At 67.6% G+C, this 25,412-nt stretch carries 24 protein-coding genes; 12 read left to right on the forward strand and 12 right to left on the reverse strand.

Annotated elements, in window-relative coordinates:
* Positions 1-79 precede the first annotated feature (79 nt).
* Both ispG and AC1RMY_RS02625 read right to left on the reverse strand, forming a co-directional pair.
* Positions 80-1,354 carry a flavodoxin-dependent (E)-4-hydroxy-3-methylbut-2-enyl-diphosphate synthase gene (ispG, locus tag AC1RMY_RS02620; RefSeq protein ID WP_492862379.1) on the reverse strand — a complete coding sequence of 425 codons (1,275 nt, stop codon included), beginning with the start codon at positions 1,352-1,354 and terminating at the stop codon, positions 80-82.
* A complete protein-coding gene (locus AC1RMY_RS02625) occupies positions 1,351-1,938 on the reverse strand; it encodes a transcriptional repressor (protein ID WP_492862380.1) in 588 nt (195 codons plus the stop codon). Before AC1RMY_RS02625 ends, ispG begins: the two co-directional genes overlap by 4 nt.
* Positions 1,939-2,080: 142 nt before the next feature.
* Here AC1RMY_RS02625 and AC1RMY_RS02630 point away from each other — a divergent pair, with 142 nt between their 5' ends.
* The 3 genes from AC1RMY_RS02630 to AC1RMY_RS02640 all read left to right on the forward strand — a co-directional run bounded on the left by AC1RMY_RS02630 (position 2,081) and on the right by AC1RMY_RS02640 (position 4,436).
* Positions 2,081-2,866 (forward strand): 3-hydroxybutyrate dehydrogenase, encoded by a 786-nt coding sequence (locus AC1RMY_RS02630; RefSeq protein ID WP_492862381.1) that lies wholly within the window; start codon positions 2,081-2,083, stop codon positions 2,864-2,866.
* A complete protein-coding gene (locus tag AC1RMY_RS02635; RefSeq protein ID WP_492862382.1) occupies positions 2,863-3,933 on the forward strand; it encodes a patatin-like phospholipase family protein in 1,071 nt (356 codons plus the stop codon). Before AC1RMY_RS02630 ends, AC1RMY_RS02635 begins: the two co-directional genes overlap by 4 nt.
* 89 nt (positions 3,934-4,022) lie before the next feature.
* Positions 4,023-4,436 (forward strand): DUF3830 family protein, encoded by a 414-nt coding sequence (locus tag AC1RMY_RS02640; RefSeq protein ID WP_492862383.1) that lies wholly within the window; start codon positions 4,023-4,025, stop codon positions 4,434-4,436.
* A 153-nt stretch (positions 4,437-4,589) separates the two neighbouring features.
* Here the strand turns inward: AC1RMY_RS02640 and ybaL are convergent, their stop codons facing one another.
* From ybaL to AC1RMY_RS02655, 3 genes are all read right to left on the reverse strand, one after another.
* Complete coding sequence (gene ybaL, locus AC1RMY_RS02645) at positions 4,590-6,338, reverse strand: YbaL family putative K(+) efflux transporter (RefSeq protein WP_492862384.1); 1,749 nt, start codon at positions 6,336-6,338, stop codon at positions 4,590-4,592.
* A gap of 164 nt (positions 6,339-6,502) precedes the next feature.
* Positions 6,503-6,823: a polyhydroxyalkanoic acid system family protein gene (locus tag AC1RMY_RS02650; RefSeq protein ID WP_492862385.1), complete on the reverse strand. Its 321-nt coding sequence runs from the start codon at positions 6,821-6,823 to the stop codon at positions 6,503-6,505.
* 197 nt (positions 6,824-7,020) lie between these two features.
* Positions 7,021-7,233 carry a hypothetical protein gene (locus AC1RMY_RS02655; RefSeq protein WP_492862386.1) on the reverse strand — a complete coding sequence of 71 codons (213 nt, stop codon included), beginning with the start codon at positions 7,231-7,233 and terminating at the stop codon, positions 7,021-7,023.
* A gap of 253 nt (positions 7,234-7,486) precedes the next feature.
* Here AC1RMY_RS02655 and AC1RMY_RS02660 point away from each other — a divergent pair, with 253 nt between their 5' ends.
* Positions 7,487-8,134 (forward strand): hypothetical protein, encoded by a 648-nt coding sequence (locus tag AC1RMY_RS02660; RefSeq protein ID WP_492862387.1) that lies wholly within the window; start codon positions 7,487-7,489, stop codon positions 8,132-8,134.
* A 125-nt stretch (positions 8,135-8,259) separates the two neighbouring features.
* Here AC1RMY_RS02660 and AC1RMY_RS02665 read toward each other — a convergent pair whose 3' ends face one another.
* Together AC1RMY_RS02665 and AC1RMY_RS02670 are read right to left on the reverse strand one after the other, a co-directional pair.
* Entirely contained in the window at positions 8,260-8,553 is a 294-nt protein-coding gene (locus AC1RMY_RS02665; RefSeq protein ID WP_492862388.1) for a hypothetical protein, read from the reverse strand.
* A gap of 150 nt (positions 8,554-8,703) precedes the next feature.
* On the reverse strand, positions 8,704-8,958 hold the full coding sequence (locus AC1RMY_RS02670; protein ID WP_492862389.1) for a hypothetical protein: 255 nt from the start codon (positions 8,956-8,958) through the stop codon (positions 8,704-8,706).
* A gap of 250 nt (positions 8,959-9,208) precedes the next feature.
* Here AC1RMY_RS02670 and AC1RMY_RS02675 point away from each other — a divergent pair, with 250 nt between their 5' ends.
* The 8 genes from AC1RMY_RS02675 to AC1RMY_RS02710 all read left to right on the forward strand — a co-directional run bounded on the left by AC1RMY_RS02675 (position 9,209) and on the right by AC1RMY_RS02710 (position 18,517).
* On the forward strand, positions 9,209-10,252 hold the full coding sequence (locus AC1RMY_RS02675; RefSeq protein ID WP_492862390.1) for an NAD-dependent epimerase/dehydratase family protein: 1,044 nt from the start codon (positions 9,209-9,211) through the stop codon (positions 10,250-10,252).
* Positions 10,249-11,010 (forward strand): SDR family oxidoreductase, encoded by a 762-nt coding sequence (locus AC1RMY_RS02680; protein WP_492862391.1) that lies wholly within the window; start codon positions 10,249-10,251, stop codon positions 11,008-11,010. The genes AC1RMY_RS02675 and AC1RMY_RS02680 overlap by 4 nt, the downstream gene beginning before the upstream one ends.
* A 39-nt stretch (positions 11,011-11,049) precedes the next feature.
* Positions 11,050-12,498 (forward strand): NAD(P)-binding domain-containing protein, encoded by a 1,449-nt coding sequence (locus AC1RMY_RS02685; RefSeq protein WP_492862392.1) that lies wholly within the window; start codon positions 11,050-11,052, stop codon positions 12,496-12,498.
* An 86-nt stretch (positions 12,499-12,584) separates the two neighbouring features.
* Complete coding sequence (locus AC1RMY_RS02690; protein WP_492862393.1) at positions 12,585-14,192, forward strand: ABC transporter substrate-binding protein; 1,608 nt, start codon at positions 12,585-12,587, stop codon at positions 14,190-14,192.
* Positions 14,193-14,323: 131 nt separating this feature from the next.
* Positions 14,324-15,355: an ABC transporter permease gene (locus tag AC1RMY_RS02695; RefSeq protein WP_492862394.1), complete on the forward strand. Its 1,032-nt coding sequence runs from the start codon at positions 14,324-14,326 to the stop codon at positions 15,353-15,355.
* Entirely contained in the window at positions 15,352-16,200 is an 849-nt protein-coding gene (locus AC1RMY_RS02700) for an ABC transporter permease (RefSeq protein ID WP_492862395.1), read from the forward strand. The genes AC1RMY_RS02695 and AC1RMY_RS02700 overlap by 4 nt, the downstream gene beginning before the upstream one ends.
* Positions 16,201-16,205: 5 nt before the next feature.
* Positions 16,206-18,008, forward strand: a complete 1,803-nt coding sequence (nikE, locus tag AC1RMY_RS02705; protein ID WP_492862396.1) for a nickel ABC transporter ATP-binding protein NikE — start codon at positions 16,206-16,208, stop codon at positions 18,006-18,008.
* A 191-nt stretch (positions 18,009-18,199) separates the two neighbouring features.
* The gene (locus tag AC1RMY_RS02710) at positions 18,200-18,517 is read left to right on the forward strand and encodes a hypothetical protein (RefSeq protein WP_492862397.1); all 318 of its coding nucleotides are present in this window, start codon (positions 18,200-18,202) and stop codon (positions 18,515-18,517) included.
* A gap of 110 nt (positions 18,518-18,627) precedes the next feature.
* On the opposite strand, the gene AC1RMY_RS02715 is transcribed toward AC1RMY_RS02710, so the two are convergent.
* From AC1RMY_RS02715 to AC1RMY_RS02735, 5 genes are all read right to left on the reverse strand, one after another.
* Entirely contained in the window at positions 18,628-19,149 is a 522-nt protein-coding gene (locus tag AC1RMY_RS02715) for an OmpA family protein (protein WP_492862398.1), read from the reverse strand.
* Positions 19,150-19,274: 125 nt separating this feature from the next.
* Positions 19,275-20,072 (reverse strand): 5-deoxy-glucuronate isomerase, encoded by a 798-nt coding sequence (gene iolB / locus AC1RMY_RS02720; protein ID WP_492862399.1) that lies wholly within the window; start codon positions 20,070-20,072, stop codon positions 19,275-19,277.
* 166 nt (positions 20,073-20,238) lie between these two features.
* Positions 20,239-21,123, reverse strand: coding sequence for a myo-inosose-2 dehydratase (gene iolE / locus AC1RMY_RS02725; protein ID WP_492862400.1), 885 nt, complete (start codon positions 21,121-21,123; stop codon positions 20,239-20,241).
* Between the two features lie 233 nt (positions 21,124-21,356).
* On the reverse strand, positions 21,357-23,207 hold the full coding sequence (gene iolD, locus AC1RMY_RS02730; RefSeq protein WP_492862401.1) for a 3D-(3,5/4)-trihydroxycyclohexane-1,2-dione acylhydrolase (decyclizing): 1,851 nt from the start codon (positions 23,205-23,207) through the stop codon (positions 21,357-21,359).
* Between the two features lie 172 nt (positions 23,208-23,379).
* Positions 23,380-25,314 (reverse strand): bifunctional 5-dehydro-2-deoxygluconokinase/5-dehydro-2-deoxyphosphogluconate aldolase, encoded by a 1,935-nt coding sequence (locus tag AC1RMY_RS02735; RefSeq protein ID WP_492862402.1) that lies wholly within the window; start codon positions 25,312-25,314, stop codon positions 23,380-23,382.
* Between the last annotated feature and the right edge of the window lie 98 nt (positions 25,315-25,412).

Below are 25,412 nucleotides of genomic sequence, written 5' to 3' on the forward strand. Positions count from 1 at the left end.
AGCGAAAGGCCGGGGCCTCTAACACAATGCCGTCAGCACGCAAAGGCGCAGCTTCGCAGTCGATGCCGGGCGGGCTGGATCATTCCGCCGCACTGGCCTGTCCACCGTAACGCTGCGCCACATAATCATCGACCATGACCTTGAAGTCGTCGGCGATGCCTGCGCCGCGCAGCGTCCGGACCTTCTTGCCGTCGACGAAGACCGGCGCCGTCGGTTCCTCGCCCGTGCCGGGCAGGGAAATGCCGATATCGGCGTGCTTGGATTCGCCCGGGCCGTTCACGATGCAGCCCATCACCGCGACATTGAGGCTCTCGACGCCGGGATAGCGCGTCTTCCAGTCGGGCATGGAGTCGGCAATCCAAGTCTGGATATCGCGCGCCAGCTCCTGGAAGACGGTCGAGGTGGTGCGGCCGCAGCCGGGGCAGGCCGCGACCTGCGGCACGAAGGCGCGGAAGCCCATGGTCTGGAGCAGTTCCTGCGCCGCCTTGACCTCGAGCGTGCGGTCGCCGCCGGGTTCGGGCGTCAGCGAGAAGCGGATCGTGTCGCCGATCCCTTCCTGCAAGAGGATGCCGAGCGCCGCCGAGGAGGCGACGATGCCCTTGGAGCCCATGCCGGCCTCGGTGAGGCCGAGATGGATGGCATAGTCGGAGCGGCTCGCCAGCATGCGGTAGACGGTGATCAGGTCCTGCACGCCGGAGACCTTGGCCGAGAGGATGATCCTGTCCTTGCCGAGCCCGATCTCCTCGGCGCGCACGGCCGAGAGCAGGGCCGACTGGACCATCGCCTCGCGCATGATGGCGCGGGCGTCGAGCGGGCGCGGCTGGCGGGCGTTCTCGTCCATTAGCGCGGTCAGCAGTTCCTGGTCGAGCGAGCCCCAGTTGGCGCCGATGCGCACCGCCTTGCCATGACGGATCGCGAGCTCGACGATCTGGCCGAACTGGCGGTCCTTCTTGTCCTTGAAGCCGACATTGCCGGGGTTGATGCGGTATTTCGCCAGGGCTTCGGCGCAGGCGGGATGATCGGCCAGAAGCTTGTGGCCGATATAATGGAAGTCGCCGATCAGCGGCACGTCGATGCCGACGCGGTCGAGCCTCTCGCGGATCTTTGGCACGGCCGCGGCCGCCTCGTCGCGATCGACGGTGATGCGGACCAGCTCGGAGCCCTGCCGCGCCAGCGCCGCGACCTGTGCCACCGTGCCGGCGATGTCGGCCGTGTCGGTATTGGTCATGGACTGGACGACGATCGGCGCGCCGCCGCCGACCGCGACGTTGCCGACCATCACCGGGACGGTCAGATGACGCGCCTGCGGACCGGAATGCTCGGCGCTCAGGCAGGGAAAGGCCCGCTCGTTCATGCCCGGCTCTCCCGGCAATGCTCGCAGCGGCCGACGATCTCGACCACCTGATGCGACGGGGAGAACTGCCTGGTCTGGGCGATCGCCGCGACGGCCTTCTTCATCGCGGGCGATGAATCCTCGTCGACGCCGCCGCAGACCTCGCAGATCAGGAAGGCCACGACCTCGCCCGCGCCATGGCCATGCAGGCAGGCGACATAGGCATTGCGCGAGGAGAGGCGGTGGACGAAGCCCTGTTCGACCAGGAAATCGAGCGCACGATAGATCGAGATGGGCGCCAGACGACGCCCACTGGGCGGCGAGATGCGGTCGGCCAGATCATAGGCGCCGACCGGGCGATGATCGGCATGGAGTGCTTCGAGCGCCTTGGCTCGGATCGGGGTCAGGCGCAGGCCGCGCTCGCGGCAGATGCGTTCGGCCCGGGCCAAGGCCTCGGCGGCATGGGCGCGGTGGTCATGCGCGTGACGGCAGCCTTCTTCGCCCTGCGGGAGGCGCCCGTCATGCGAGGCGCGGTGGTCGGCATGCGCATGGTCGTCGTGCGTATGGTCGCCATGAGGATGGGCGTGTGGCTGCATTTTCGTCATGTTGCGTTGCAAGGGGTCATCGGGCAACGTGCGGGCTATCCTGTCCAGACGGTCCTGTCTTGACTGTCCTGTCCTGGCGACATTGCCTTGTTCGGCCCGAACCTAAGCATTTTCCTACCGATTGTCAGGAGCCTTGAAGCCAATGTTTCTCAAAGATCGCGCGGCCGTCATCACGGGTTCCACCTCCGGCATCGGGCTCGCCTATGCAAGGGCGCTCGCCAAGGAAGGCGCCCATCTCGTGATCAACGGCATCATGCCCCCCGATGAGGCGGAAAAGCTCCGCTCCGACCTCGCCAGCGAATTCAGCGTGAAGGTGCTGTTCTCCGGTGCCGACATGACCAAGCCCGAGGAAATTGCAGGCTTCATCGCGCAGGCCGAAGACGCCTTCGGGGCGGTCGATATCCTCATTAACAATGCGGGCATCCAGTTCGTTTCCCCGATCGACGAGTTCCCGATCGCGAAATGGGACCAGATCATCGCTATCAACCTGTCCTCGGCCTTCCACACGACGCGCGCCGCGCTGCCGAAGATGAAGGCGAAGGGCTGGGGCCGGATCATCAACACGGCCTCCGCGCATGCCTTCGTCGCCTCGCCCTTCAAATCGGCCTATGTCGCCGCCAAGCACGGGATCGCCGGCCTGACCAAGACGGTGGCGCTGGAAGTCGCGACCAAGGGCATCACGGTGAATGCCATCGCGCCGGGCTATGTCTGGACGCCCCTGGTCGAGAAGCAGATCCCCGACACCATGAAGGCGCGCGGGCTGACCAAGGAGCAGGTCATCAACGACGTGCTGCTGGATGCGCAGCCGACCAAGGAGTTCGTCACGGTCGATCAGGTCGCGGCGCTGGCCGTGTTCCTCTGCACCGATGCGGCGAAGTCGATCACCGGCGCGACGCTGCCGATGGATGGCGGCTGGACCGCCGCGTGACCGGCCGCAAGAAGGCGACGCAGTCGATCGTCGGTCTCGCCGGGCCGAAGGCGGAGAAGTCGGTCTCGCTGGCGCTCCAGGGCGGCGGCGCGCATGGCGCCTTCACCTGGGGCGTCCTCGACGCGATCCTCGAGGATGGCCGGCTCGCCATCGAGGCGCTGTCGGGCACGAGCGCCGGTGCGATGAACGCGGTGGTGCTGAGCGAGGGCTGGATCGAGGGTGGCGCCGAGGGCGCGCGCACCAAGCTCGAGACCTTCTGGCGGTCGATCAGCGTCGACGGCAAATATGGTGGCTCCGAGCGCTCGCTGATCGACACCCTGCTGGGCGCCTGGGGCGGTTCCAACGGCGTGCCGCCGGGCATGATCTGGTTTGAGATGTTCTCGAAGGTGGCGAGCCCCTACGACATCAACCCGCTCAACATCAATCCGTTGCGCGGGGTGATCGCCGACCTGATCGATTTCGACAAGGTCAGGGCCTGCACCGCGGTGAAGCTCTTCATCGCGGCGACCAATGTCCGCACCGGCAAGATCAGGGTCTTCAACGGTCCGGAGATGACGGCCGATCACCTGATGGCCTCGGCCTGCCTGCCGATGCTGTTCCAGGCGGTCGAGATCGGCGGGGAGGCTTACTGGGACGGCGGCTATATGGGCAATCCGGCGCTGTTTCCGCTCTTCTACCAGGCGGCGGGCGACGACATCCTGCTGGTCCAGATCAACCCGCTGCTGCGCAAGGAGCTGCCGACCAAGGCGCGCGACATCCAGGACCGGCTGAACGAGATCACCTTCAACGCCTCGCTGCTGCGCGAATTGCGCGCCATCGACTTCGTCAACCGCCTGATCGACGGCGGCAAGCTGCCCAAGGACGAGTACAAGCGCGTCCTGATGCACCGGATCGACGGCGGCCCGCCGCTGGCGGAGATGACGTCGTCTTCGCGGCTGAACGCCGACTGGGATTTCCTGCTGCGGCTGCGCGACATTGGCCGCGCGGCGGCGCGGCGCTGGCTGAAGCGCAACTACGAGGCGATCGGAAAGGTCGGGACGCTCGACCTGAAGGCGGCGTTCTCGTAGAGGTTTACGACGGCCGAACGTCACAAGCATGGGCGCAGGCCTCGCTGTTCCACATTCGATGCAACACCGAACCGAGAGACTGCCGTTCCATGTCCGACCTCATCGTCACCGCGGGCCCCTTCACCTTCGGGGCCAAACTGGAGCGCGAGGCCGCGCCGAAGACCTGCGCCTCCTTCCTTCGCCACATGCCGTTCACCAGCAAGATCGTGCATGTGCGCTGGAGCGGCGAGGGCGTCTGGGTGCCGCTCGGCGATCTCGATTTCGGTGTCGGCTATGAGAACAACACGGCCTATCCGGCTCCGGGCCACATCATCCTGTATCCGGGCGGCGTCAGCGAGACCGAGATCCTGCTTGCCTATGGCGGCGTGCAGTTCGCCAGCAAGGCGGGCGTGCTCTCGGGCAACCACTTCCTCACCCTGACGTCGGGTCTGGAGAACCTCTACGCGCTCGGGCGCAAGACGCTCTGGGAAGGCGCGCAGGACATCAGGTTCGAACTGGCTTGAGCTCGTTTGGCGTGGAATCACGCCGTCATCCCGGACAAGCGGCGAAGCCGCGCAGCTCCGGGATCCATCGTAAAGCGCACTCTCTACGATGGATCCCGGAGTTCCGCTTCGCTGCATCCGGGATGACGGTGCGGTTCTTCGTGAATCGATCTATCAGGCCGGCTGCGGCTGAGCCGGTGGCTCCGCCGGCGGCGGTTCCGGGGCGGCGCAGAGCGCCAGCATGGCGCGGGCGATCTCGGCCTCGCCCATGATCGTCAGCGTCGCGCCGCATTTGGTCAGATGCGCCACCTCCGCGTCGGAATGGGCGCGGGCGACGATCGGCAGGGCCGGATTGTCGCGACGGGCCTGCTCGCAGACCTGGCCGGCCTCGAAGCTCTGGGGGATGGCGACGAAGAGCCGCTTGGCGCGGTCGAGCCCCGCCGCGGCCAGCACGGCAGGGTCGGCTGCGTTGCCGAGCAGCAGTTCGGCGCCGTCGCGTTTCGCGGCTTCGACCGCGTCCCCCTGCTCCTCGATGACCAGAACCTTCTCGCCGCGCGCCAGCAGGCCGGCGCCGAGCAGCGCGCCGACGCGGCCATAGCCGACGACGACCATGTGATCTTCGAGTTCGGTCGGGACGATGTCGAGATCGGGCTTCGCTTCCGGCTCGGGCTCGGCCGGGCTCGATTGTGTCGGGCCGGACTTGGGCTTCGCCGGACCGGCCTCGCCGCCGAAACGGTCGACCAGCGCGAACAGCACGGGGTTGAGCAGGATCGACAGGATCGCGCCGGCAAGGATCAGGTCGCGCCCCTGCGCCGGCAGGATCGCCAGCGAGACGCCGAGCCCCGCCAGGATGAAGGAGAACTCGCCGATCTGGGCGAGCGAGGCCGAGATCGTCAGGGCGACGCCGTTCGAACGGCCGAAGGCCCGCACGATCAGCCAGGCGGCGAGCGACTTGCCGAGGAGGATGATCGCCAGCGTCGCCAGCAGCGGGCCGGGGGCGCGCAGCAGGATCGCCGGGTCGAACAGCATGCCGACCGAGACGAAGAACAGCACCGCGAAGGCGTCGCGCAGGGGCAGCGATTCCTCGGCCGCTCGCTGGCTGAGCGGGGATTCGCTCAGGATCATGCCGGCGAAGAAGGCGCCGAGCGCGAAGGAGACGCCGAACAGGGTCGCCGCGATGAAGGCGACGCCGAGCGCCACCGCCAGCACGGCGAGGCGGAACAGTTCGCGCGAGCCGGTATGGGCCACCCAGTGCAGCACCCAGGGGATGACGCGCCGCCCGACGACGAGCATAAACGCCATGAAGGCGACGACCTTCATCAGCGTGAAGCCGAGAACGCCCCAGAGGCCGAGATCGAACTGCCCCGCCAGCGGTGTGGGCACACCTGGCCGCGAGCCGTTCAGCGCATCCGCCACCGCCGGGATCATCACCAAGGCGAGGACCATGGCGAGGTCCTCGACGATCAGCCAGCCGACCGCGATCTTGCCCTTCTCGCTCTGGACGAGCCGGCGCTCCTGCAGGGCGCGCAGCAGCACCACGGTGCTGGCGACCGAGAGCGCCAGGCCGAAGACGAGGCCGGCGACCCAGCTCCAGCCCAGCAGCAGGCCGAGCCCCATGCCGAGCAGCGTCGCGACGCCGATCTGAACGATGGCGCCGGGAACCGCGATCGCCTTCACCGAAAGCAGGTCCTTCAGCGAAAAATGCAGGCCGACGCCGAACATCAGCAGGATGACGCCGATTTCGGCGAGTTCGTTGGCGAGGTTCTGGTCGGCGACGAAACCCGGCGTGAAGGGCCCGACGGCGACGCCGGCGACGAGATAGCCGACCAGCGGTGAGATGCGGAGTTTCTGGGCAAGGGCCCCAAAGACGAAAGCAAGGCCGAGGCCCGCGACGAGGATGGCGATCAGCGGGCCGTGATGCATGGGTCTCCCGGAAGGATGTGCGACGAAAGGCCAGGAATGGGGCGCGGCCGACCATGCTGGCTGCGCCGGGTGATTTCAACCGCCGGGCTGTCGCACCGGGCGCTATTGCGCCGGGGACCGGCGCTGGTCGCCAGCCCCGCGGAAGGACCGTCCGCAGGCGGCCGTCAGGCCTTGGGTTTTTCGAGCAGGATCTGGCCCTGCTTCTCGACGCCGATCTTCAGCTTCTCGGCGAAGACGGCGAGCACCCAGGGCAGCATCACCTCGATGCGCACCAGCGCCTGCTCGACATCGAGCCGGCCGCGCACGGTGTAGCCGAGAGCGGCGACGCCGAAATGCAGGCTGTCGCCCTCCCAGCGCTCCTCGACGAGCTGCATCTTCACCATGCCGAGCCGGTCGCGAATGCGGTCGATGCCCTCGCGCAGGCGCGTCAGCGCGCCCTCGCGGCCGAGATCATGGGAGACGGTGATGCTGACGGGCTTGGCCATGGCGCTCCCTGCGCGGAAATCCGAAATGTCTGCTCGCTCAGAATGGTGTCGGTGGCGGCCGATTTCCAGAAGGAGGCCGCTCCGGGAGGCCGCCGATCGGCGCGGCGACCGGATGCCGGCCATTGGCGGCCCAAACGAAACCGGCCGGCGCGATGGAACGCGGCCGGCCGGCAAGGCGCAAAAGCGATGGAGCCGGATCAGATGTCGCGCTCGTGCAACCGGCGCTGGCCCCGCTCGGTGATGCGCCAGCGCTCCCCGGTCGCCTCGACGAGGCCCCGGCCCTTCAGGACGTGGAGCATCGAGACATCGAAGACGAAATGGTTGGTCTGTTCCTCGATGCTTTCGAGGGCGATCCATTCGGGGTCCGACATCACGCAGGGATGCTGGATCAGGAGGTGCTGGGCTTCCATGAGCGTCTCCTTATCGCGAACGAGTGGGTCGGTCGGAGAGGTCGCATTCAATCTTGGCCTTGTGATGACCGGTGGCGGCGTTTTAACGGCCGGAATGTTTCCGTTTGCGCCGGACGGCAGCTTTCTCGGTTCCGGCCGGAACTCTCGCGCCGGTGCCTCGTTCACTGTCCAGGCGCTCGCATTGCCAGCCGGCCGATGGCGCCGGCGATGAGCCCGATGCATCCGACCGCGTCCGCACAATGGAGACACCGCGATGGCGACCATGAACACCTTTCCGCCCGACGTTCCAAAAGATCGGGACGAGATCCGCGACGATATCGAGAGCACTGCCGGCACGGTGCGCGCCAAGGCTTCCAATCTGGCCGAGAAGGCGACGGAAACGGTCCGCGACAGCTATTACCGGGCCAGGGATGCGATTACGGAAACCGACCCGACAGAGCTCGCCCGCGAGAGCGGCGAAGCGGTCAGAGAGGCCGTGGTGCGCCATCCACTGGCGGCGTTCGGGCTCGGCGCGCTCAGCGTCGGGCTGATCGCCTGGGCTGGCCTTCGGGGATCGTCCTCTTCGCGCTTCGAGCGGTATGAGCCGGATTACGGGCGCTGGAGCCGCATGTTGCAGAACTATGGAAGCGATGCGGCGCAGGCCGGGGAGAATGCGCTCAAGAGCGGCGAGAAGTGGCTGCGCAGCAATAGTGGCGTGGCTCGCGAGCAGGTGCGCGACTATGCCAGCCAGGCGCGGGACTACGCCGACCATGGCGGGCGGATGATCGTCAGGCGCGCCGAGCGCGAGCCGATCGCGGCGCTGCTGGGCGTCGGCATCGCGATCTATGTGCTCGGCTCGCTGCTGTCCTCGGCCGGAGCCAGCGAGCCGGCGCCGGCCCGAAAGCGCACGGCCAAGCGCTGACGCGAACGGCCGGGTGCTTCCGGCCGACGCAGCAAAGCCCAAATAAAAACCCTGCCGCATCGCTGCGGCAGGGTCTGTTCTAGACTGGGGAAGGCCGCGACATCATGTTGCGGCCCCTCCCGATTTCACCACCAATAGCCGCCGTAATAGCCGCGACGATAATAGCCGCGATTGGCCGAGGCAGCGATCGCGCCACCGACGACGCCGGCCGCGACGCCGGCCGCAACGGCGCTGCTGGCCTCGTTCGAGGCGCGGCGGTTCTCGACATAGTTCGCGGAGCGGCACTGCTGATAGGCGCGAGTGCCGGGGCGGAAGCCCTGCGCCTCGCAGGTGACTTCGGCGTCAGCGAGCGATTCCTGCGCAGTCTGGCAGCCGGCAAGCATGGCCGCCATAGCCCCGACAATCAGAATGGTACGCATTTTTGGTCCCTTTTTGCAGCCTCCCAATGGCTGCTCGGGACTAAAATGCAGGAGCCATGGGAGGTCAAGCAAAACAGCGTGATTTGGGTTAAATGCGTGTGCGAAGTTGCTGCAATACTACGTCAATCGGTTTCCGCGGCCGGCGCCCATTCAGCCCTTTCGCGCGGGCTTTTCGGGGGGCTTTCCGGAGCGCTCGATGCTGGCGATCTCGAGCGGCGGCATGCCGGATTTCTCGGCGATGGCGCGGTCCTGCTCCATGATGGCGTCGCGGGCCGGCTCGTCACCGTCCAGGCCGCCGAGGATGGCGCTCGGCACACGCCGGTTGGAGCGGCGCGAGCCGTCGACATAGACGACGTCGAACATCACGAATTCGGCATCGAGCGGTTTTGATTTCTTGCGGGCCATGATGGGCTCCTTTGGGGAATGCGGAACCGGCGCCGCTCGGCGTGGCCGCGAAGGCGCGTCGCGGGGATCGCGCGGCAGGCGAACAGCGGGTCCGGAGGATGATGGGGGACGCCTAGACCATGGGCGGTCCGCGCGCAATCCTTCCGGCCCTGCCGAAACCGCAGGCGCCCCCGCAGGTTCCGGGCTTGCCGACGCGACAGCGACGCCCTTAGTTCGCTTGAACCCGCCCCTGCGACGAGGTGTCTCTCCCGTGAAAATCCTGATCTTCGGCGGCGCCGGCTTCGTCGGTCTCAACATCGCAGAGGCGATGCTCGCGGCGGGACACGACGTCGTGGCGTTCGACCGCTCCGCCATGCCGGAGGCGACGCTCCGCGCCTTCGCAGGATTGTCCGGGCGATTCGAGCCGCGGATCGGGGATGTCACCGATGCCGACGCGGTCGCGGCGGTCGTGCAGCCCGGCACCGACGTCGTGATCATGGGGGCTGCGATCACGGCCGGGCGCGAGCGGGACGCGCAGATGCCGGCGGCGATCCTGCAGGTCAACCTGCTGGCGCAGGTGCCGATCCTTGTAGCGGCGCGGGCGGCGGGCGTGCGCAGGGTGATCAATCTCAGTTCGGCTGCCGCCTATGGCGCAGCCGGCGAGCGGGTCGACGAACTCGCCGAGGACACGCCGGGCGATCCGGTCGGGCTCTATGCCATCACCAAATGGGCGAGCGAGCGGGTCGGGGCGCGGCTCGGCGATCTCTGGGGCATCGATCTGGTGAGCCTGCGGCTCAGCGGCGTCTTCGGCCCCTGGGAGCACGCGACCGGGGTGCGCGACACGCTCTCCCCGCATTGCCAGATCCTGGCGGCCGCTGCGGCAGGTAAGGCCGCGATCCTGCCGCGCGCGGGCCTGCGCGACTGGATCTACGCGCCGGATGTCGCCGATGCCGTGCTGGCGGTGGCGGGAGCGCCCCGGCTCGGCCACGGCGTCTACAACGTCTCGACCGGCCGCCGTTTCAGCATGCTGGACTGGGGCCAGCGGCTGGCCGCGTCCTTTCCGGGCTTCATTTGCCGGCTGGCCGGGCCCGGCGAGGCGGCGACGATCGATTTTCATGGCCCATCCGACCGGGTGCCGCTCGTCGTCGAACGGATAGCGGATGATCTCGGCTGGTGCGCCCAGACGGAGGGGCTGGATTCGGCCGACCTGCTCGCGGCCTGGTGGCGGGCGCATGGACAGGACATGGGGCTTGGACAGGACTCGGGACTTGGACAGAACTTGGGGCTTGGACAGAACTTGGAGACCGGACGATGAGGCTCGAGGGGAAGGTCGCGCTCGTGACCGGCGCTGGATCGGGGATCGGGCAGGCGATCGCGCTGCTCTTCGCGCAGGAGGGCGCACGCCTGGCTCTCGTGGACCGCGATGAGGCGGGGCTCGCCGAAACATCGGCGCAGATCGCGGCTGCCGGCGGCGAGGCGCTGACCGAGAGCGGCGATGTCGGGCTGCCCGGCTTTGCGGATGCCGTCACGCAAGCCTGCGCCACGCGCTTCGGTGGCCTCGACGTGCTGGTGACGGCGGCGGGCTTTTCCTGCGGTGGCACGGTGACGACGACGGCGCCGGAGGACTGGGATGCCGTGTTCCGCGCCAATGTCGGCGGGACCTTCCTGTTCGCGCGGGCCGCGATCCCGCTGATGCAGGCGCGCGGCGGTGGTTCGATCGTGACCTTCGCCTCGCAGCTCGCGCTCGCCGGCGGGCGCGGCAACAGCGCCTATATCGCCGCCAAGGGCGCGATCCTCAGTCTGACGCGGACGATGGCGCTCGACTATGTCGGCGACGGTATCCGCGTGAACGCGATCGCGCCCGGTGCGATCGATACGCCGATGCTGCGCCGGAGCTTCGCCCGCCATGCCGATCCGGAGCCCGTGCGCGAGGCCTCGCGCAACCGCCACGCGATGAAGCGCTTCGGGCGGGCGGAGGAGGTCGCGCAGGCAGCCCTCTATCTCGCCAGCGCTGCCTCCTCCTTCAGCACGGGGACGACGCTGGTGGTCGATGGCGGCTGGCTGGCGGCCTGAGCGATCGGGCAAGAGGCAGGGGTGGGGGAGATTGTCGGCATGAACGCTGCATCGGGACAGGCCATGAAACATGATGGCCTGTCCGTTCTCGAAAGCCGCATCGCGGCCGATCTCGACCGTACCGCGCATCCGCGTGCAACCTGGCTGAAGCCCGTCATGGCGCCGGACGGCAAGCCGGCTCACGACGTCATCATCGTCGGTGGCGGCCAGTCCGGTCTCGCCACGGCCTTCGGGCTGTTGCGCTCGCGGGTCGACAACATCCTCGTGCTCGACAAGGCCCCAGCCGGGCAGGAAGGGCCGTGGCGATCCTATGCGCGGATGCACACGCTGCGCAGCCCGAAGGACTTCACCGGCCCCGATCTCGACATGCCGAGCCTCACCTACCAGTCCTGGCACGAGGCGAAATTCGGCGTCGAAAGCTGGGACCGGCTCGGCTTGATCGACCGGCGGCACTGGGCCGACTACCTCGACTGGTTCCGCCATGTCGTCGGCATCCCCGTCCGCAACGAGGCCGAGGTGATCGACATCGCTCCGGCAGATGGATTGCTCGCGGTGACCGTGCGCAGCGGCGGGCGCAAGGAGACGTTGCATGCCCGCAAGCTGGTGCTGGCGACCGGGCAGGAGAGCATGGGCGACTGGAGCTTGCCGGCGCCGATCGCGGCGTTGCCGGCGTCGCGGCGGGCGCACTGCGCGGAACCGATCGATTTCGCGGCGCTTGCGGGCAAGCGCGTCGCCGTGATCGGCGCCGGCGCCTCGGCCTTCGACAATGCCGCGACCGCGCTCGAAGCGGGGGCGGCGAGCGTGCATCTGCTCTGCCGCCGGCCGCAGGCGCAGGTGGTGCAGCCCTATCGCTGGCTGACCTTCCGCGGCTTCCTGCGCCATCTCGGCGATCTCGACGACGCCTGGCGCTGGCGCTTCATGAGTGCGATCATGGCGCTGCGCGAGGGTTTCCCGCAGGCGACCTATGACCGCTGCGCGATCCACGATGCCTTCAAACTGCATCTCGGCGCGCCGGTGCTGAGCGCCGTCGACGGGGCCGGCGGGGCGGAGCTGGCGACGCCGGCGGGCTCGGTCGACGTCGATTTCGTGATCTGCGCGAGTGGTATCGAGATCGATCTCTCGACGCGGCAGGAGCTGTCGCGCTTCGCCCGCAACATCGCCTCATGGGCCGATCGCTATACGCCGCCAGCGCCTGAGCGCAACGACCGACTCGGCCGCTTCCCCTATCTCGCGGACGATTACGCGCTAAGCGAGCGCGTGGCCGGCGCGACGCCCTGGATCGCCGACATCCATCTGTTCAGCATCGCCTCGACGATGAGCTTCGGCGCCTCTGGCTCCTCGATCAATGCGATGACGACGGCCGTGCCGAGGCTCGTCTCCGGCCTGACGCGCGGGCTGTTCCGCGCCGATGTCGAGCGGCTCTGGGAGGAGTTCCAGGCGTATGACGAGCCGCAGGCGGTGGTTCGGCCGCCCGCCAGCGTCGCCTGAGAGCGTAGTGCATGGCACCGCGCTTGCATCCTGTTCCGTTCGGAACCAACCTGTCGATCGCGTTCAAGAATAATGAGGGGACATTCATGACCATCGTGCGCACGGCCTGCCTCGCGGCGGCGCTCCTGATGTCCACGGCGCTGCCGGCGCTGGCGCAGACCCGCGCCGAGACGCTGCGCCATGTCACCGGCGCAGCGATCAACACGCTCGACCCCAACATCCCGGGCTCGACCCGCGAAGCCTTCGGCCTGTCGCTGCTGACCTACGACCGCCTGCTCTCCTTCGGCAAGAAGCAGCTCGACGGCAAATGGGTCTTCGATCTCGACAACTTCAAGCCGGAGCTGGCCGAGAGCTACACCGTCAGTCCCGACGGGCTGAAGATCACCTTCAAGCTGCGCAAGGACGCCAAGTTCCACGACGGCACTCCCGTCACGGCCGAGGACGTCAAGTGGTCGCTCGACCGCGCCGTCACCGCGAACGTGCTCGGCAAGGGCCAGCTCCTGACGGGCTCGCTGACATCGGCCGACCAGTTCAAGGTCGTCGATCCTCACACCTTCGAGGTGACCCTGCCCAAGCCCGACAAGCTCGCGCTCGCCAATCTCGCCGTGGTCTATCCGGTGATCTTCAACTCCAAGCTCGCCAAGTCGAAGGCGACGGCGGAAGACCCCTGGGCGCTGGCCTGGCTGAAGGAGAACACCGCCGGTTCCGGCGCCTATATCATCGAGAGCTACAAGCCGGGCGAGACGACGATCCTGCGCCGCAACCCGGACTGGAACCGCGGCTCGGCCGAGAAGCCGGCTGCCTTCAAGCGCATCATCACCCAGACGATTCCGGAGGCCGCAACCCGCGCCAACCTGGTCGAGAAGGGCGATGCCGACATCGTCATCGATCTGCAGGCGACCGACGCGGCCGACCTCGAGAAGAAGGGCAAGCTCAAGGTCATCTCGACGCCTCAGTACAACTCGATCACCTTCGTCTCGTTCAACAACCAGATGGCGCCCTTCGACAAGCTCGAGGTGCGCAAGGCGATCGCCTATGCGCTGCCCTATGACGACATGTTCAAGGCGGCGCTGTTCGGGCGCGGCGCGCCGCTCTATGGCGCGAACTGGGCCGACGGCAAGGCGCCGACCGGCGCGACTTTCCCGATCCCGCAGCCGCTGAAGACCGATCTGGCCGAGGCCAAGAAGCTGCTGACGGCCGCCGGTTTCCCGGACGGCTTCTCGACGACCTTCTCGTTCAATGTCGGGCAAGCCGGCACGGCCGAGCCGATGGCGGCGCTGCTGAAGGAGGCGCTCGCCAAGATCGGCATCAAGGTCGAGATCCAGAAGCTGCCGGACGCGCAGATGTCGACGCTGATCAACGAGAAGAAGGTGCCGTTCTTCACCGAGGGCATCGTCGCCTGGCTGCCCTCGATGGATTACTTCTACCGCAACTTCTACATCGGCCCGATCCGCTGGAACTATTCCTCGCTGAACGACGCCAAGATCACGGAATGGGCGCAGGCCGCCCGCTTCGAGCCGGACATGGCCAAGTACGCCGCCTATGGCAAGGATCTGAACACCCGGCATTTCGAGCTGATGCCGCAGATCCCACTCTGGCAGCCGGCGCAGGACGCGGTGATGGCCTCGTCGATCGACGGCTATGTCTACCAGTTCCACCGGCAGATCGATTTCCGCGACCTCAGCCGGAAGTGAGGCGCGGCGCGATGCTGGTTCGTCATGGTCGGGCTTGTCCCGACCATCCACGTCTTCGGACGTCGGGCGCTATGCCAAAGACGTGGATGCTCGCCACAAGGGCGAGCATGACGGACTGGATGTCCTGAAGAATGTCGCAACTCTCCACCACCGCCAAACGGGCCGGCTGGCGCTTCGCCTCGTCGCTGCCGGCCCTGTTCGGCGTGCTCGTCTTCACCTTCCTGCTGATGCGGGTGCTGCCGGGCGATCCGGCGGTTTTCTTCGCCTCCGGCCCCAGCGCCGGCAAGGAGGAGATCGAGATGATCCGCAAGCAGATGGGGCTGGACAAGCCGGTTCCGGAGCAGCTCGTGCGCTATCTCGGCGATATCGGCTCGGGCAATCTCGGCCGCTCGCTGACCACGGGGCAGCCGGTGCTCGCCGACCTCAAATCGCGCCTGCCGGCCTCGCTGGAGCTGACCTTCTCTGCGCTGCTGATCGCGCTGCTGACGGCGGTTCCGCTGGGCGTCGCGGCGGCGTTGCGGCAGGGCTCCTGGATCGACCATGTCGTGCGCTTCATATGCGCGCTCGGCGTCTGCGTGCCGACCTTCGTCTCGGGGCTCTTGCTGATCTACGCCTTCTATTACCTGCTCGGCATCGCACCCGATCCGACGGGGCGCGTCGACATCTTCACCTCGCAGCCGCCGCTGGTGACGGGCTTCCTGCTGATCGATTTCGCGCTGGCCGGGGACTGGGAGGGCTGGCGCGCGGCGGCCTCGCAGCTCGTGCTGCCGGCCTTCACCATGGCACTGTTCGTCGTGGCGCCGCTGGCGCGCATCACGCGCGCGGCGATGCTGGCCTCGCTCGGCAGCGATTTCGTGCGCACGGCGCGCTCGCTCGGGCTGCCGCCGCGCAAGGTGATCGTCACCTATGCGCTCCGAAACGCGCTGCTGCCGGTGCTGACCATCGCCGGCATCGTGTTCTCGACCATGCTCGGCGCGAATGTGCTGGTCGAGAAGGTGTTCTCCTGGCCGGGCGTCGCCTCCTACGCGCTCGATGCGCTGCTGGCATCCGACTACGCGCCGGTGCAGGGCTTCGTCTTGCTGATGGCGTCAATTTTCGTCGTCGTGAACCTGACCGTGGACGTGCTCTACGGCATCGCCGATCCGCGGGTGTCGGTGGAATGACCTCCGCCACGCTTCGCCACACCGCCTGGATCCTGCGCGGCAACCCGGTCACGGCGGTCGCAGCAGCCGGCGCTTTCCTGCTTTGCCTGCTGGCGATCATCGGGCCGTCGATCGTGCCGTTCGATCCGATCGCATCCGACGTGCCCAATGCGCTGCAGCCGCCGAGCGCGACATACTGGGCCGGAACCGACCAGCTCGGCCGGGACGTGTTCAGCCGGTTGATTGTTGCAGCGAGGCTCGACCTCGCCATCGCGGCCTCCGCCGTGACGCTGTCCTTCGTGGTCGGCGCGGTGGTCGGCGCGCTCTGCGGCTATGCCGGCGGCCGGCTCGACCGCTATGTCGGGCGCTTCGTCGACGTGCTGATGGCGTTCCCGCTGTTCGTGCTCGCCATGGCGATGGTCGCGGCGCTGGGCAACCGGGTCGAGAACATCGTGATCGCGACCGCCATCATCAACCTGCCGTTCTACATCCGCTTCGCGCGGGCCGAGGTGAACGTCCGGCGCAATGCGGGGTGGGTGGAAGCTGCTCGCGCGAGCGGCGACAGCCATGTCTCGGTGGTCCTGCGCTTCCTGCTGCCGAACGTGCTGCCGGCGATGGCGGTGCAGGTCTCGCTCAATCTCGGCTGGGCGATCCTGAACGCGGCGGGCTTGTCCTTCATCGGGCTCGGCGTCTCCGCGCCGACTCCGGAATGGGGGATCATGGTCGCGGAAGGCGCGCGCTTCATCTCGACCGGCAAATGGTGGCTCGTAGCCTTTCCGGGACTGGCGCTGATGCTGACCGTGCTGTGCTTCAATCTGCTCGGCGACGGTCTGCGCGACATCCTCGACCCGCGGATGCGGACGTGACGCGCATGACCAATGCTGAGGATGGGCCGCTGCTCGCGATCGACGATCTGCACGTCACCTTCTCGACCCGACGCGGGCTGGTGGAGGCCGTGCGCGGCGTATCGTTCTCGGTCGCAGCCGGCGAAACGCTCGGCGTCGTCGGCGAGAGCGGTTCGGGCAAGTCGGTGACGGCCTTCGCGGTGACGCGATTGCTCGACGCCTCCGGCAAGGTCAGCCGGGGCAGCATCCGCTTCGGCGGCGAGGAGATCACGCGGGCTTCGTCGAAACAGCTGCGCCGGCTGCACGGCGCGGCGATCTCGATGATCTTCCAGAACCCGCGCGGGGCGCTGAACCCGATCCGTACCGTCGGCCAGCAGATCGCCGATGCGATCGGCGCGCATGAGGGCATCTCGGCGGGCGAGGGCCGGGCGCGGGCGCTCGCGCTGCTCAAGGCGGTGCTGATCCGCGATCCCGAGAAGCGGCTCGACGCCTATCCGCACGAGCTATCGGGCGGCATGTGCCAGCGCGTCATGATCGCGATGGCGATCGCCTGCGAGCCGAAGCTGCTGATCGCCGACGAGCCGACGACGGGGCTCGACGTCACCACCCAGAAGACGGTGATGGACCTCCTGGCGAAGATCACCGCCGAGCGTAACATGGCGATGATCCTGATAACCCACGATCTCGGCCTGGCCTCGCGCTACTGCCAGCGCGTTTGCGTGATGGAGCAGGGCCAGGTCGTCGAGGAGGCGCAGCCGCTTTCGCTGTTCAGCGCGCCGCAGCACGCCTATACGCGCCGGCTCGTGGCGGCCTCGCCGACGGCGACCTCGACGATCGCGGATCTGGCGCCGGAGAACCTCAGCCTTCATCCTGAGGAGGCCGCGTCTGCGGCCGTCTCGAAGGATGCTCCAGTGATCTTGGAGCCTCATGGAACATCCTTCGAGACGAAGCCTGCGGCTTCTCCTCAGGATGAGGGCTCGGGGAAGGCGAGGCAAAAGCCCGCTGCGGGAACGCCACTGCTGCTCGAGGTGCAGAACCTGGTGAAGCGCTATGACCGCGGCGTCATCGCGGTGAACGATGTCTCCTTCGCGATCCGGGCCGGCGAAAGCCTCGGCCTCGTCGGCGAATCCGGTTCGGGCAAGAGCACGATCTCGCGGCTGGTCTGCCGGCTGATCGACGCCAGCGAGGGGGAGATCCTGTTCGACGGGCAGGCGATCGGGACGCTGCCGGCGCGCGATTTCCACCGCTCGCCGCTGCGCAAGGACATCCAGATCGTCTTCCAGGACCCGACCGACAGCCTCAACCCGCGCTTCAATGCCTTCGACTGCATCGCCCATCCGCTGCGGCGCCTGCTCGGCATGAAGGAGGGCGCGGCGCTCGCCGCCCGCGTCAGCGAATGCGCCGAGCGCGCCGGCCTGCCGAGCGCGCTGCTGGAGCGTTTCCCGCATCAGCTCTCCGGCGGGCAGAAGGCGCGCGTCGGCATCGCGCGGGCGATCGCCTGCCGGCCGCGGCTGCTTATCCTGGACGAGCCGACGGCGGCGCTCGATGTTTCCGTCCAGGCCGTGATCCTGCAGCTGCTCGACCGGCTCCGGCGCGAGGACGATCTGGCGCTGCTCTTCGTCAGCCACGATCTCAACGTCGTCAGGATGATGTGCGAGCGCACCGTGGTGATGCAGAACGGCCGGATCGTCGAGCAGGGCGAGAGCCTCGAACTGTTCAGCCGGCCGCAGACGGACTATGCGAAGACGCTGCTCGACGCGGTGCTGCATCTCGGCGGTCCGACGGCACATTCAGAGGCCGCCGCGAAGCCCGCTGCGGCGGCCGTCTGACGCGACGGTCTGCGCTTCCGGTGCTCACGGACGGAAGTCCGCTCCGCTCCGGTTCTCGACCGCCACGCCAGCCGACTCGCCGGAGCGCGTTCGCGGCGACCTCCGCGCCGAGCTGGTCGGGGCCTTGAATTTGCGGCAAAGCCGCGGATCATGGCGACCGCCGCTCCTGCTACCGCCCGAGGATACGCCCGATGTCGAAACGCCTGCTGCCCGTGCTGATGATGCCGGCCCTGATGCTCGCCGCCTGCGCGATTCCGACCTCGCGCTCGAACATCGTCGTGCTGACGGACAACAAGGCGGTGGTCGAGCCCTGCAAGTCGCTGGGCGAGATCGACGGCGCCTCCGAGTTCCACTCGATCCTGGTGCTCGACAAGGCGCGCGACGCGACATTGGCGCGGATGAAAATCAGGGCGGCCGACATGGGCGGCACTCATGTCCTTACCCCCGTCGCCGATATCAAGTGGAAGGGCCCCTCGACGGCGGGGACGGTCTACAAATGTGGGACATGAGGATCGTTGCCGCTCGTCATGGTCGGGCCTGACCCGACCATCTCGGCAACCAGCCATCTTGTCGTAAGCTTCTCGGGACGAACCCGAGAATGACGCATTGGATTCGGCGCTCAGCGCCTGACCAGTTCGACCCGGCGATTGAGCGCGCGGCCAGCCTCGTCCGTGTTGGCGGCGACGGGCTGGCTCAGGCCCTTGCCGAGCGGGTTCAGCCGCGCACGGTCGATGCTGTAGTGCAGCGACAATTCGGCGACGACCGAGAAGGCGCGCAGGTCCGAGAGCTTGAGATTGAAGCCCGCGCCGCCCTGGCTGTCTGTATGCCCGATGATATCGAGCCTGAGGCCGGGGTTCTTCGTCAGCAGATCGGCGATGGCCGCGAGCTGCGGCTGCGACTCCGGCCTGATCTCGGCGAGGTCGACATCGAAGAGGATGCCGTAGACATTGGCGCGGCCCTTCTCGTTCAGCTCCCGGCCGAGCTGGTTGGCATCGGTGATCCTAACGATGCCGGTATCGAGGCCACCGGCTTGGACGACGCGGCCGGGCAGCGGCTGGTTCTGGGCTGTGGCGGTTGAGGGCATCAGCCAAGGCATCGCCCCGGACAGCGGGAGCGAGAGCAGGAGAAGGGCGGTCTTCATCGGGCCTTTCCGCGTCCTTGGCGAGACGGGTGCGTCCGGGTTCGAACGGCATCCCGCACAAAGGTCAGCCGACGATGGCGAGAGCGCCGCGCCCTCGCGTCATCCATATGAAGGATCGGGCGGGCTCAGAGCTTGGTCAGCCACTCGTGCTCGGCGGCGTTGTGGAACTTCCAGGTCCGCTTCGGGCCGGCCATGACGTTGAGATAGTAAAGGTCGTAGCCGTGGCAGGTGGCGCAGGGATGGTAGCCCTTGGGGACCAGCACGACGTCGCCATCCTCGATCGCCATCGCTTCGTCGAGGCTGCGGTCGTCGGTGTAGACGCGCTGGAAGCCGAAGCCCTGCGGCGGGTTGAGACGGTGGTAGTAGGTCTCTTCCAGATGGGATTCGCGAGGCAGGTCGTCCTGGTCGTGCTTGTGTGGTGGATAGCTCGAGGTGTTGCCGGCAGGCGTGATGACCTCGACGACGAGCAGCGAGTCGGCGGCTTCCGTCTCCGGCAGGATGTTGGTGACGTGGCGGGTGTTGCTGCCCTTGCCGCGGACCTCCTGGCCGAGATCGTCGGGGGCGATGACGCGCATCGGCAGGCCGCCGCTGAGGCCGGGCGCCGTGCAGACCGCTAGTTCCAGATCGGTGGTGGCCGTGACAGACCAATCCGAGCCCTGCGGGACATAGACCGACCAGGGCTTGCCCTCGAAGGGCGACATGCGCCGGCCGAGTTCGCCGAGAGGCTTGCCGCCTGCCGCGACCTCGCCCTTGCCGGTGACGAAGACGAGGCAGGCTTCGCGATCGCCGGTCTTGGCGGAGACCGTCTCACCCGGCTTCAGGCGATGCAGGTCGAAGCCGACATAGGTCCAGCCGGCGCTCTCCGGCGTGACATGGGTGACGCGGCCGTGGCTGCCGGCGGGCTTGATCTGGAGGTGGGACATGGGACGCGTCCTTGAGGTCTGTAGAGCGTGTCGAAAGCACTGCCGTCATTCCGGGCAAGCGAAGCGCAGACCCGGAATCCATGCCTGACCCTTTCCGGCAGGCGATCCGGCATGGATTCCGGAGCTGCGCCGCTTCGCGGCTTGTCCGGAATGACAGTGGAGAACGTTAGGCTAGCCCAGCCTCCTTGATGAAGCGCGAGAGATTGGCGTGGCCGAGCTTGGCGTAGGTCGCGGGATCGGCCTTCTTCGGGTCCTGCTCGGCCTCGACGACGATCCAGCCGGCATAACCCTGCAGTTCGCGCAGCACGCGGACATAGTCGATCAAGCCGTCGCCCGGCACGGTGTAGACACCGGCAAGAACCGATTCGAGGAAGGACCAGTCCTCCCGGTTCGACTGCCACATCACTGTCTCGCGAATGTCCTTGCAGTGGACATGATGGATGCGGGTCTTCCAGTGGCGGGCGATGCGGGCGGGGTCGCCGCCGCCCCAGGTGGCGTGACCGGTGTCGAGTAGGAGGCCGACCGCCTCGCCGGTGACCGCCATGAAGCGGTCGATCTCGGATTCGGTCTGGACCACCGTGCCCATATGGTGATGGTAGACGAGCTGGAGGCCGTATTCCGACTTCACCGCTTCGGCGAAATTGGTGTAGCGCGCGCCGAAATCGGCCCAGCCGTCCTTGGCCAGCACCGGCCGCGCCGAGAGCGGCTTGCCGATGTCGGAATGGATCGCGTTCGAGGTCTCGGCCGCGATCAGGACCGAGCAGCCCATGTCGCGCAGCAGCGTCGCATGGGCCTTCACGGCGGCCATCTCGGCGGTGACGTCGCGCACCAGCAGTTCGGTCGAATACCAGCCGGAGACCAGCGCATGGCCATGCGCGTCGAGGATCGGCTTGAGCTTGCTGGCCTCGCGCGGGAACTTATTGCCGAGTTCCATGCCCGTGAAACCGGCGGCGTGCGCTTCCTTCAGGCAGGTTTCGAGCGGGATGTCGCCGCCGATCTCCAGCATGTCGTCATTCGACCAGCCGATGGGGTTCGCGCCGATGCGGATCATGTGTCGTTCCTTGATGGCCGTCAGTGTTCAGGCAGAGATGTCGATGAAACGCGAGGGGAACCCTCTCCCGGAGGGAGAGGGCAGGGTGAGGGGATGGTCGCTGGACGTCCGTGCTATATCCTAACCGCTGCTGCGGAGAGGGCTGGGCGAACTGGTTCAAGGGCCTTCACCTCACCCCTGCCCCTCTCCTTACAGGAGAGGGGTTCCCCGCGCCCTCCCTCGTAGATGGCGGATCACTCACCGACATGCTGCCGCTTCCGGCTGACGTCGTAATTCGCCCGCGCCTCGCGCACCTCGACGCGTTCACTGACCTCCGGCACCGCCACGTCCCACCAGGCGCCGCCGGCGCCCGTCGAGATCAGCGGGTCAGTGTCGATGACGACGACAGTGGTGCGGGCGTTGCTCTTCGCCGCGGCAAGCGCGGTTTCGAGCTCCGCGATCGACGCGGCTTTCGTCGCGATCGCGCCCATGCTGGCGGCGTGGGCGACGAAGTCGATCTGCGGCAGGGTCTCATGGCGGGCGTCCTTCAGCAGATTGTTGAAGGAGGCGCTGCCGGTCGCGTTCTGCAGGCGGTTGATGCAGCCGAAGCCGCGATTGTCGAGCAGGACGATGGTGAGCTTCAGCCCCAGCATCACCGAGGTCGCGATCTCGGAGTTCAGCATCAGATAGGAGCCGTCGCCGACCATGACGACGACCTCCTTGTCCGGCCGCGCCATCTTGGCACCGAGGCCGCCGGCGATCTCGTAGCCCATGCACGAGAAGCCGTATTCGGCATGATAGGAGCCGGGCGGGCCGGCCTGCCAGAGCTTGTGTAACTCGCCGGGAAGCCCGCCGGCCGCATGCAGCAGGATAACGTCCGAGCCGAGCGTACGCTGGACGGCGCCGATGACCTGCGCGTCGGAGGGCAGGGCGGCGTTGGTCGCGGCGGTCGCCGCATCTGCCTCCTTGCGCCAATCAGCCTTGCCGGCCTTGGCGTTCGCCGTCCAGCCCTCGGGCGCCTGCCAGTTGCCGAGCGCGGCGAAGAGTTCGGTCAGGCCCTCGCGGGCGTCCGAGACGAGCGGCAAGGCGCGGTGCTTGCCGGCGTCGAAGGGCTGGACGTTGAGGCCGATGATCGCCTTCTCCGAAGCGCCGAACAGCGCCCAGGAGCCGGTGGTGAAATCCTGCAGCCGCGTGCCGACGGCGAGGATGAGGTCGGCCTCGGCGGCGAGGCGGTTGGCGGCAGAGGTGCCGGTGACGCCGATCGCGGCCATGTTGAGGGGCGCGTCGTCGGGCAGGGCCGACTTGCCGCCTTGCGTCTCGCAGACGGGAATGCCGGTCGTGGTCGCGAAGCGCGCGAGATCGTCGGAGGCGCCGGAATAGAGCACGCCGCCGCCGGCGATGATCAGCGGCTTCTTCGCGGCCTTGAGCGCGGCGGCTGCCGCTGCGAGCTCGCTGCGGTCCGGGCGCGGACGGCGCGGCGTCCAGAGGCGCTCGGCGAAGAAGCTCTCGGGGTAGTCATAGGCCTCGGCCTGAACATCCTGGCAGAGGGCCAGCGTGACGGGGCCGCATTCGGCCGGGTCGGTCAGCACCTGCATTGTGCGGGCCAGCGCCGGGATGATCTGCTCAGGCCGGGTGATGCGGTCGAAATAGCGCGAGACGGGACGGAAGCAGTCATTCGCCGAGACGGTGCCATCGCCGAAATCCTCGACCTGTTGTAGGACGGGGTCAGGGACGCGGCCGGCGAAGACGTCGCCCGGCAGCAGCAGCACCGGCAGGCGGTTGACATGGGCGAGCGCGGCCGCCGTGACGAGATTGGTCGCGCCGGGGCCGATCGAGGTGGTCGCGGCCATGAAGCGCCGGCGCATATTCGCCTTGGCATAGGCGATGGCCGCATGGGCCATGGCCTGCTCGTTATGGGCGCGGAAGGTTGGCAGGCGCACGCGCTCATGCCAGAGCGCCTCGCCCAGGCCCGCGACATTGCCATGGCCGAAGATCGCCCAGACGCCGCCGAAGATCGGCAGGCGCTTTCCGTCGATCTCGGTCATCTGGCGGCTGAGATAGCGCGTCAGCGCCTGCGCCATGGTGAGGCGGATGGTGCGGGTCATGTCGGCTTCCGACTCTTTGCAACAAGTGACGATGTCATCCCGGGCAAGCGAAGCGAGACCCGGGATCCATTCCGGAACCTAACCGATGAACGCTCCGGAATGGATCCCGGATCGGCGCCGCTGGCGCGGCTTGTCCGGGATGACCCGCGAGGGCGAAACAGCAGCACTGAGCTTACGCCGCCTTGCGGCCGCGCGTGGCAAGCCAGAGGTCGGTCAGGGCGCCGAAGCGCCTGGCCATGTCGGCGATGGCCGCCTCGTCGTCGAGCTTGCCGGCAAGCCAGCCCTCGGCGGCCGTCATGAAGATCGTCCGGCCAACGGCGAAGCCCTTGACGATGGACGCGCCGGACGTGGCCGCAAAGCCGGCTTCCAGCTCTTCGGCAGGAGCGTCAAGGCCCAACAGAAGCACGCCGCGACACCAGGGATCGTGCCTTGCGATCGTCTTCTCGATCGCTGCCCAGGCCGCGGGGGAGGATTGCGGTTCGAGCTTCCACCAGTCCGGCTTGATGCCGAGCGCGTAGATCTCCTCCAGGGCGCGGGCGATGGTGTCGTCCCCGAGCGGGCCGTTCTTGCCGGCGATGATCTCGACCAGCAATTCGCGGCCGACCTTGCGCGCCGCCTCGAACAGGCCGCGCAGCTTGTCCTGCTGGGTTTGCTTCAGGGCCGGCTCGTCATCGGGATGGTAGAAGCAGAGCGCCTTGATGCAGTGGTCCACCGGCCATTCCGGCAGGAGCGAGCCGACATCCTGGCTGATCTCGAAGCGTAGCGGGCGCGAGCCGGGGAGCTCGACCGGGCGGCCCAGCCAGGAGAAAGGGTGGCGGGCGAATTCGAATATCGCCTCGCGGCCATGCTTCTCGTCGAGCAGCATGCCGTAGCCGGGGCGGCCGGCGGCGACGCGGGCCGCTGCCTTCACCGCAAGTACCTTGAAGTCGCGGATGCGGGCCGGGTCGGCGTCGAGCTTCGTGGCGAGGTCCTCCAGCTGGGAGCGATGGTCGCAGGCGAGAGCCATCAGCGAGGGGATGTCGCGGCGGCGCGTCGTCGCCCAGTGGATGTGGTTGATGGCCTCGTCCTTGCGCAGCGCGCGATGCGGGCTGCCGTTCTTCAGGAAATATTGCAGCTCCGCGAAAGTTGGGCTCTCCGGCGAGCAGAGCAGGCGCGAGACCGCGAACGCGCCGCAGGCATTGGCCCAGGTCGCGGCGGTCTGGAGGCTCTCAGCCCCGAGCCAGCCGCGCAGGAAGCCGGACATGAAGGCGTCGCCGGCGCCGAGCACGTTGTAGACCTCGATCGGGAAGCCCTTGCCGACGATGCCCTGCTCCAGATCATCGGGGATTGCGCCGTCATAGACGATGCAACCCATCGGGCCGCGCTTGAGGACGATGGTGGCTGAGGAAAGCGCGCGGATCGTCTTCAGGGCCGGCAGCAATTCGCTCTCGCCGGAGGCGATCAGGACTTCTTCCTCGGTGCCGACGATCAGGTCGCAGCCTGGCAGAACCGTCTTCATTCGCTCGGAGACGGCTTGCGAGGCGATGTAGCGGTTGTCGCCGGCATCGTGGCCGGCGAGGCCCCAGAGGTTCGGCCGGTAGTCGATGTCGAGCACGACCTTGCCGCCCTGCGCGCGCATCAGGCGCATCGCCTTGCGCTGGGCGGCCTCGGTGTTGGGGCGGGCGAAATGCGTGCCGGTGACGACGACGGCGCGGGCCCGGGCGATGAAAGCTTCGTCGATATCGCCTTCCTCCAGCGCCATGTCGGCGCAGTTCTCGCGGTAGAAGAGCAGCGGGAAGGATTTGTCGCTCTCGACCGAGAGGATGGCGAGGGCGGTGAGCCGGGTCGGGTCCGTCTTCAAGCCGTCGAGATCGACGCCTTCGCGGGCGAGCTGTTCGCGCAGGAAGCGGCCGAACTGCTCGTTGCCGACGCGGGTCAGGAGGGCCGAGCGCAGGCCGAGGCGGGCGGTGCCGATGGCGATGTTCGCCGGGCAGCCGCCGACGGATTTGGCGAAACTGGTGACGTCCTCGAGTCGGGAGCCGATCTGCTGGCCGTAAAGGTCGACCGAGGCGCGGCCGATGGTGATGACGTCGAGCGCCTGCGCTGCTTCGCCCTGCGATCCCGCCATGTGTGTCTCCCGGCTATCCCTGCCCTTGCCATGCCTATGGCCCGCCGGTTGCCCGATGGCTCCGGCGATGCGGCGTCTACGAAATGATAATTCTACGG

This window comes from Allobosea sp. GW822-FHT03F07, assembly GCF_058801345.1.

Coding starts and splice junctions, on each gene's coding strand:
- ispG (WP_492862379.1), bottom strand. CDS start 1,354: ATGAACGAGCGGGCCTTTCCCTGCCTGAGCGCCGAGCATTCCGGTCCG.
- AC1RMY_RS02625 (WP_492862380.1), bottom strand. CDS start 1,938: ATGACGAAAATGCAGCCACACGCCCATCCTCATGGCGACCATACGCAC.
- AC1RMY_RS02630 (WP_492862381.1), top strand. CDS start 2,081: ATGTTTCTCAAAGATCGCGCGGCCGTCATCACGGGTTCCACCTCCGGC.
- AC1RMY_RS02640 (WP_492862383.1), top strand. CDS start 4,023: ATGTCCGACCTCATCGTCACCGCGGGCCCCTTCACCTTCGGGGCCAAA.
- ybaL (WP_492862384.1), bottom strand. CDS start 6,338: ATGCATCACGGCCCGCTGATCGCCATCCTCGTCGCGGGCCTCGGCCTT.
- AC1RMY_RS02650 (WP_492862385.1), bottom strand. CDS start 6,823: ATGGCCAAGCCCGTCAGCATCACCGTCTCCCATGATCTCGGCCGCGAG.
- AC1RMY_RS02655 (WP_492862386.1), bottom strand. CDS start 7,233: ATGGAAGCCCAGCACCTCCTGATCCAGCATCCCTGCGTGATGTCGGAC.
- AC1RMY_RS02660 (WP_492862387.1), top strand. CDS start 7,487: ATGGCGACCATGAACACCTTTCCGCCCGACGTTCCAAAAGATCGGGAC.
- AC1RMY_RS02665 (WP_492862388.1), bottom strand. CDS start 8,553: ATGCGTACCATTCTGATTGTCGGGGCTATGGCGGCCATGCTTGCCGGC.
- AC1RMY_RS02670 (WP_492862389.1), bottom strand. CDS start 8,958: ATGGCCCGCAAGAAATCAAAACCGCTCGATGCCGAATTCGTGATGTTC.
- AC1RMY_RS02680 (WP_492862391.1), top strand. CDS start 10,249: ATGAGGCTCGAGGGGAAGGTCGCGCTCGTGACCGGCGCTGGATCGGGG.
- AC1RMY_RS02685 (WP_492862392.1), top strand. CDS start 11,050: ATGAACGCTGCATCGGGACAGGCCATGAAACATGATGGCCTGTCCGTT.
- AC1RMY_RS02690 (WP_492862393.1), top strand. CDS start 12,585: ATGACCATCGTGCGCACGGCCTGCCTCGCGGCGGCGCTCCTGATGTCC.
- AC1RMY_RS02695 (WP_492862394.1), top strand. CDS start 14,324: ATGTCGCAACTCTCCACCACCGCCAAACGGGCCGGCTGGCGCTTCGCC.
- AC1RMY_RS02700 (WP_492862395.1), top strand. CDS start 15,352: ATGACCTCCGCCACGCTTCGCCACACCGCCTGGATCCTGCGCGGCAAC.
- nikE (WP_492862396.1), top strand. CDS start 16,206: ATGACCAATGCTGAGGATGGGCCGCTGCTCGCGATCGACGATCTGCAC.
- AC1RMY_RS02710 (WP_492862397.1), top strand. CDS start 18,200: ATGTCGAAACGCCTGCTGCCCGTGCTGATGATGCCGGCCCTGATGCTC.
- AC1RMY_RS02715 (WP_492862398.1), bottom strand. CDS start 19,149: ATGAAGACCGCCCTTCTCCTGCTCTCGCTCCCGCTGTCCGGGGCGATG.
- iolB (WP_492862399.1), bottom strand. CDS start 20,072: ATGTCCCACCTCCAGATCAAGCCCGCCGGCAGCCACGGCCGCGTCACC.
- iolE (WP_492862400.1), bottom strand. CDS start 21,123: ATGATCCGCATCGGCGCGAACCCCATCGGCTGGTCGAATGACGACATG.
- iolD (WP_492862401.1), bottom strand. CDS start 23,207: ATGACCCGCACCATCCGCCTCACCATGGCGCAGGCGCTGACGCGCTAT.
- AC1RMY_RS02735 (WP_492862402.1), bottom strand. CDS start 25,314: ATGGCGGGATCGCAGGGCGAAGCAGCGCAGGCGCTCGACGTCATCACC.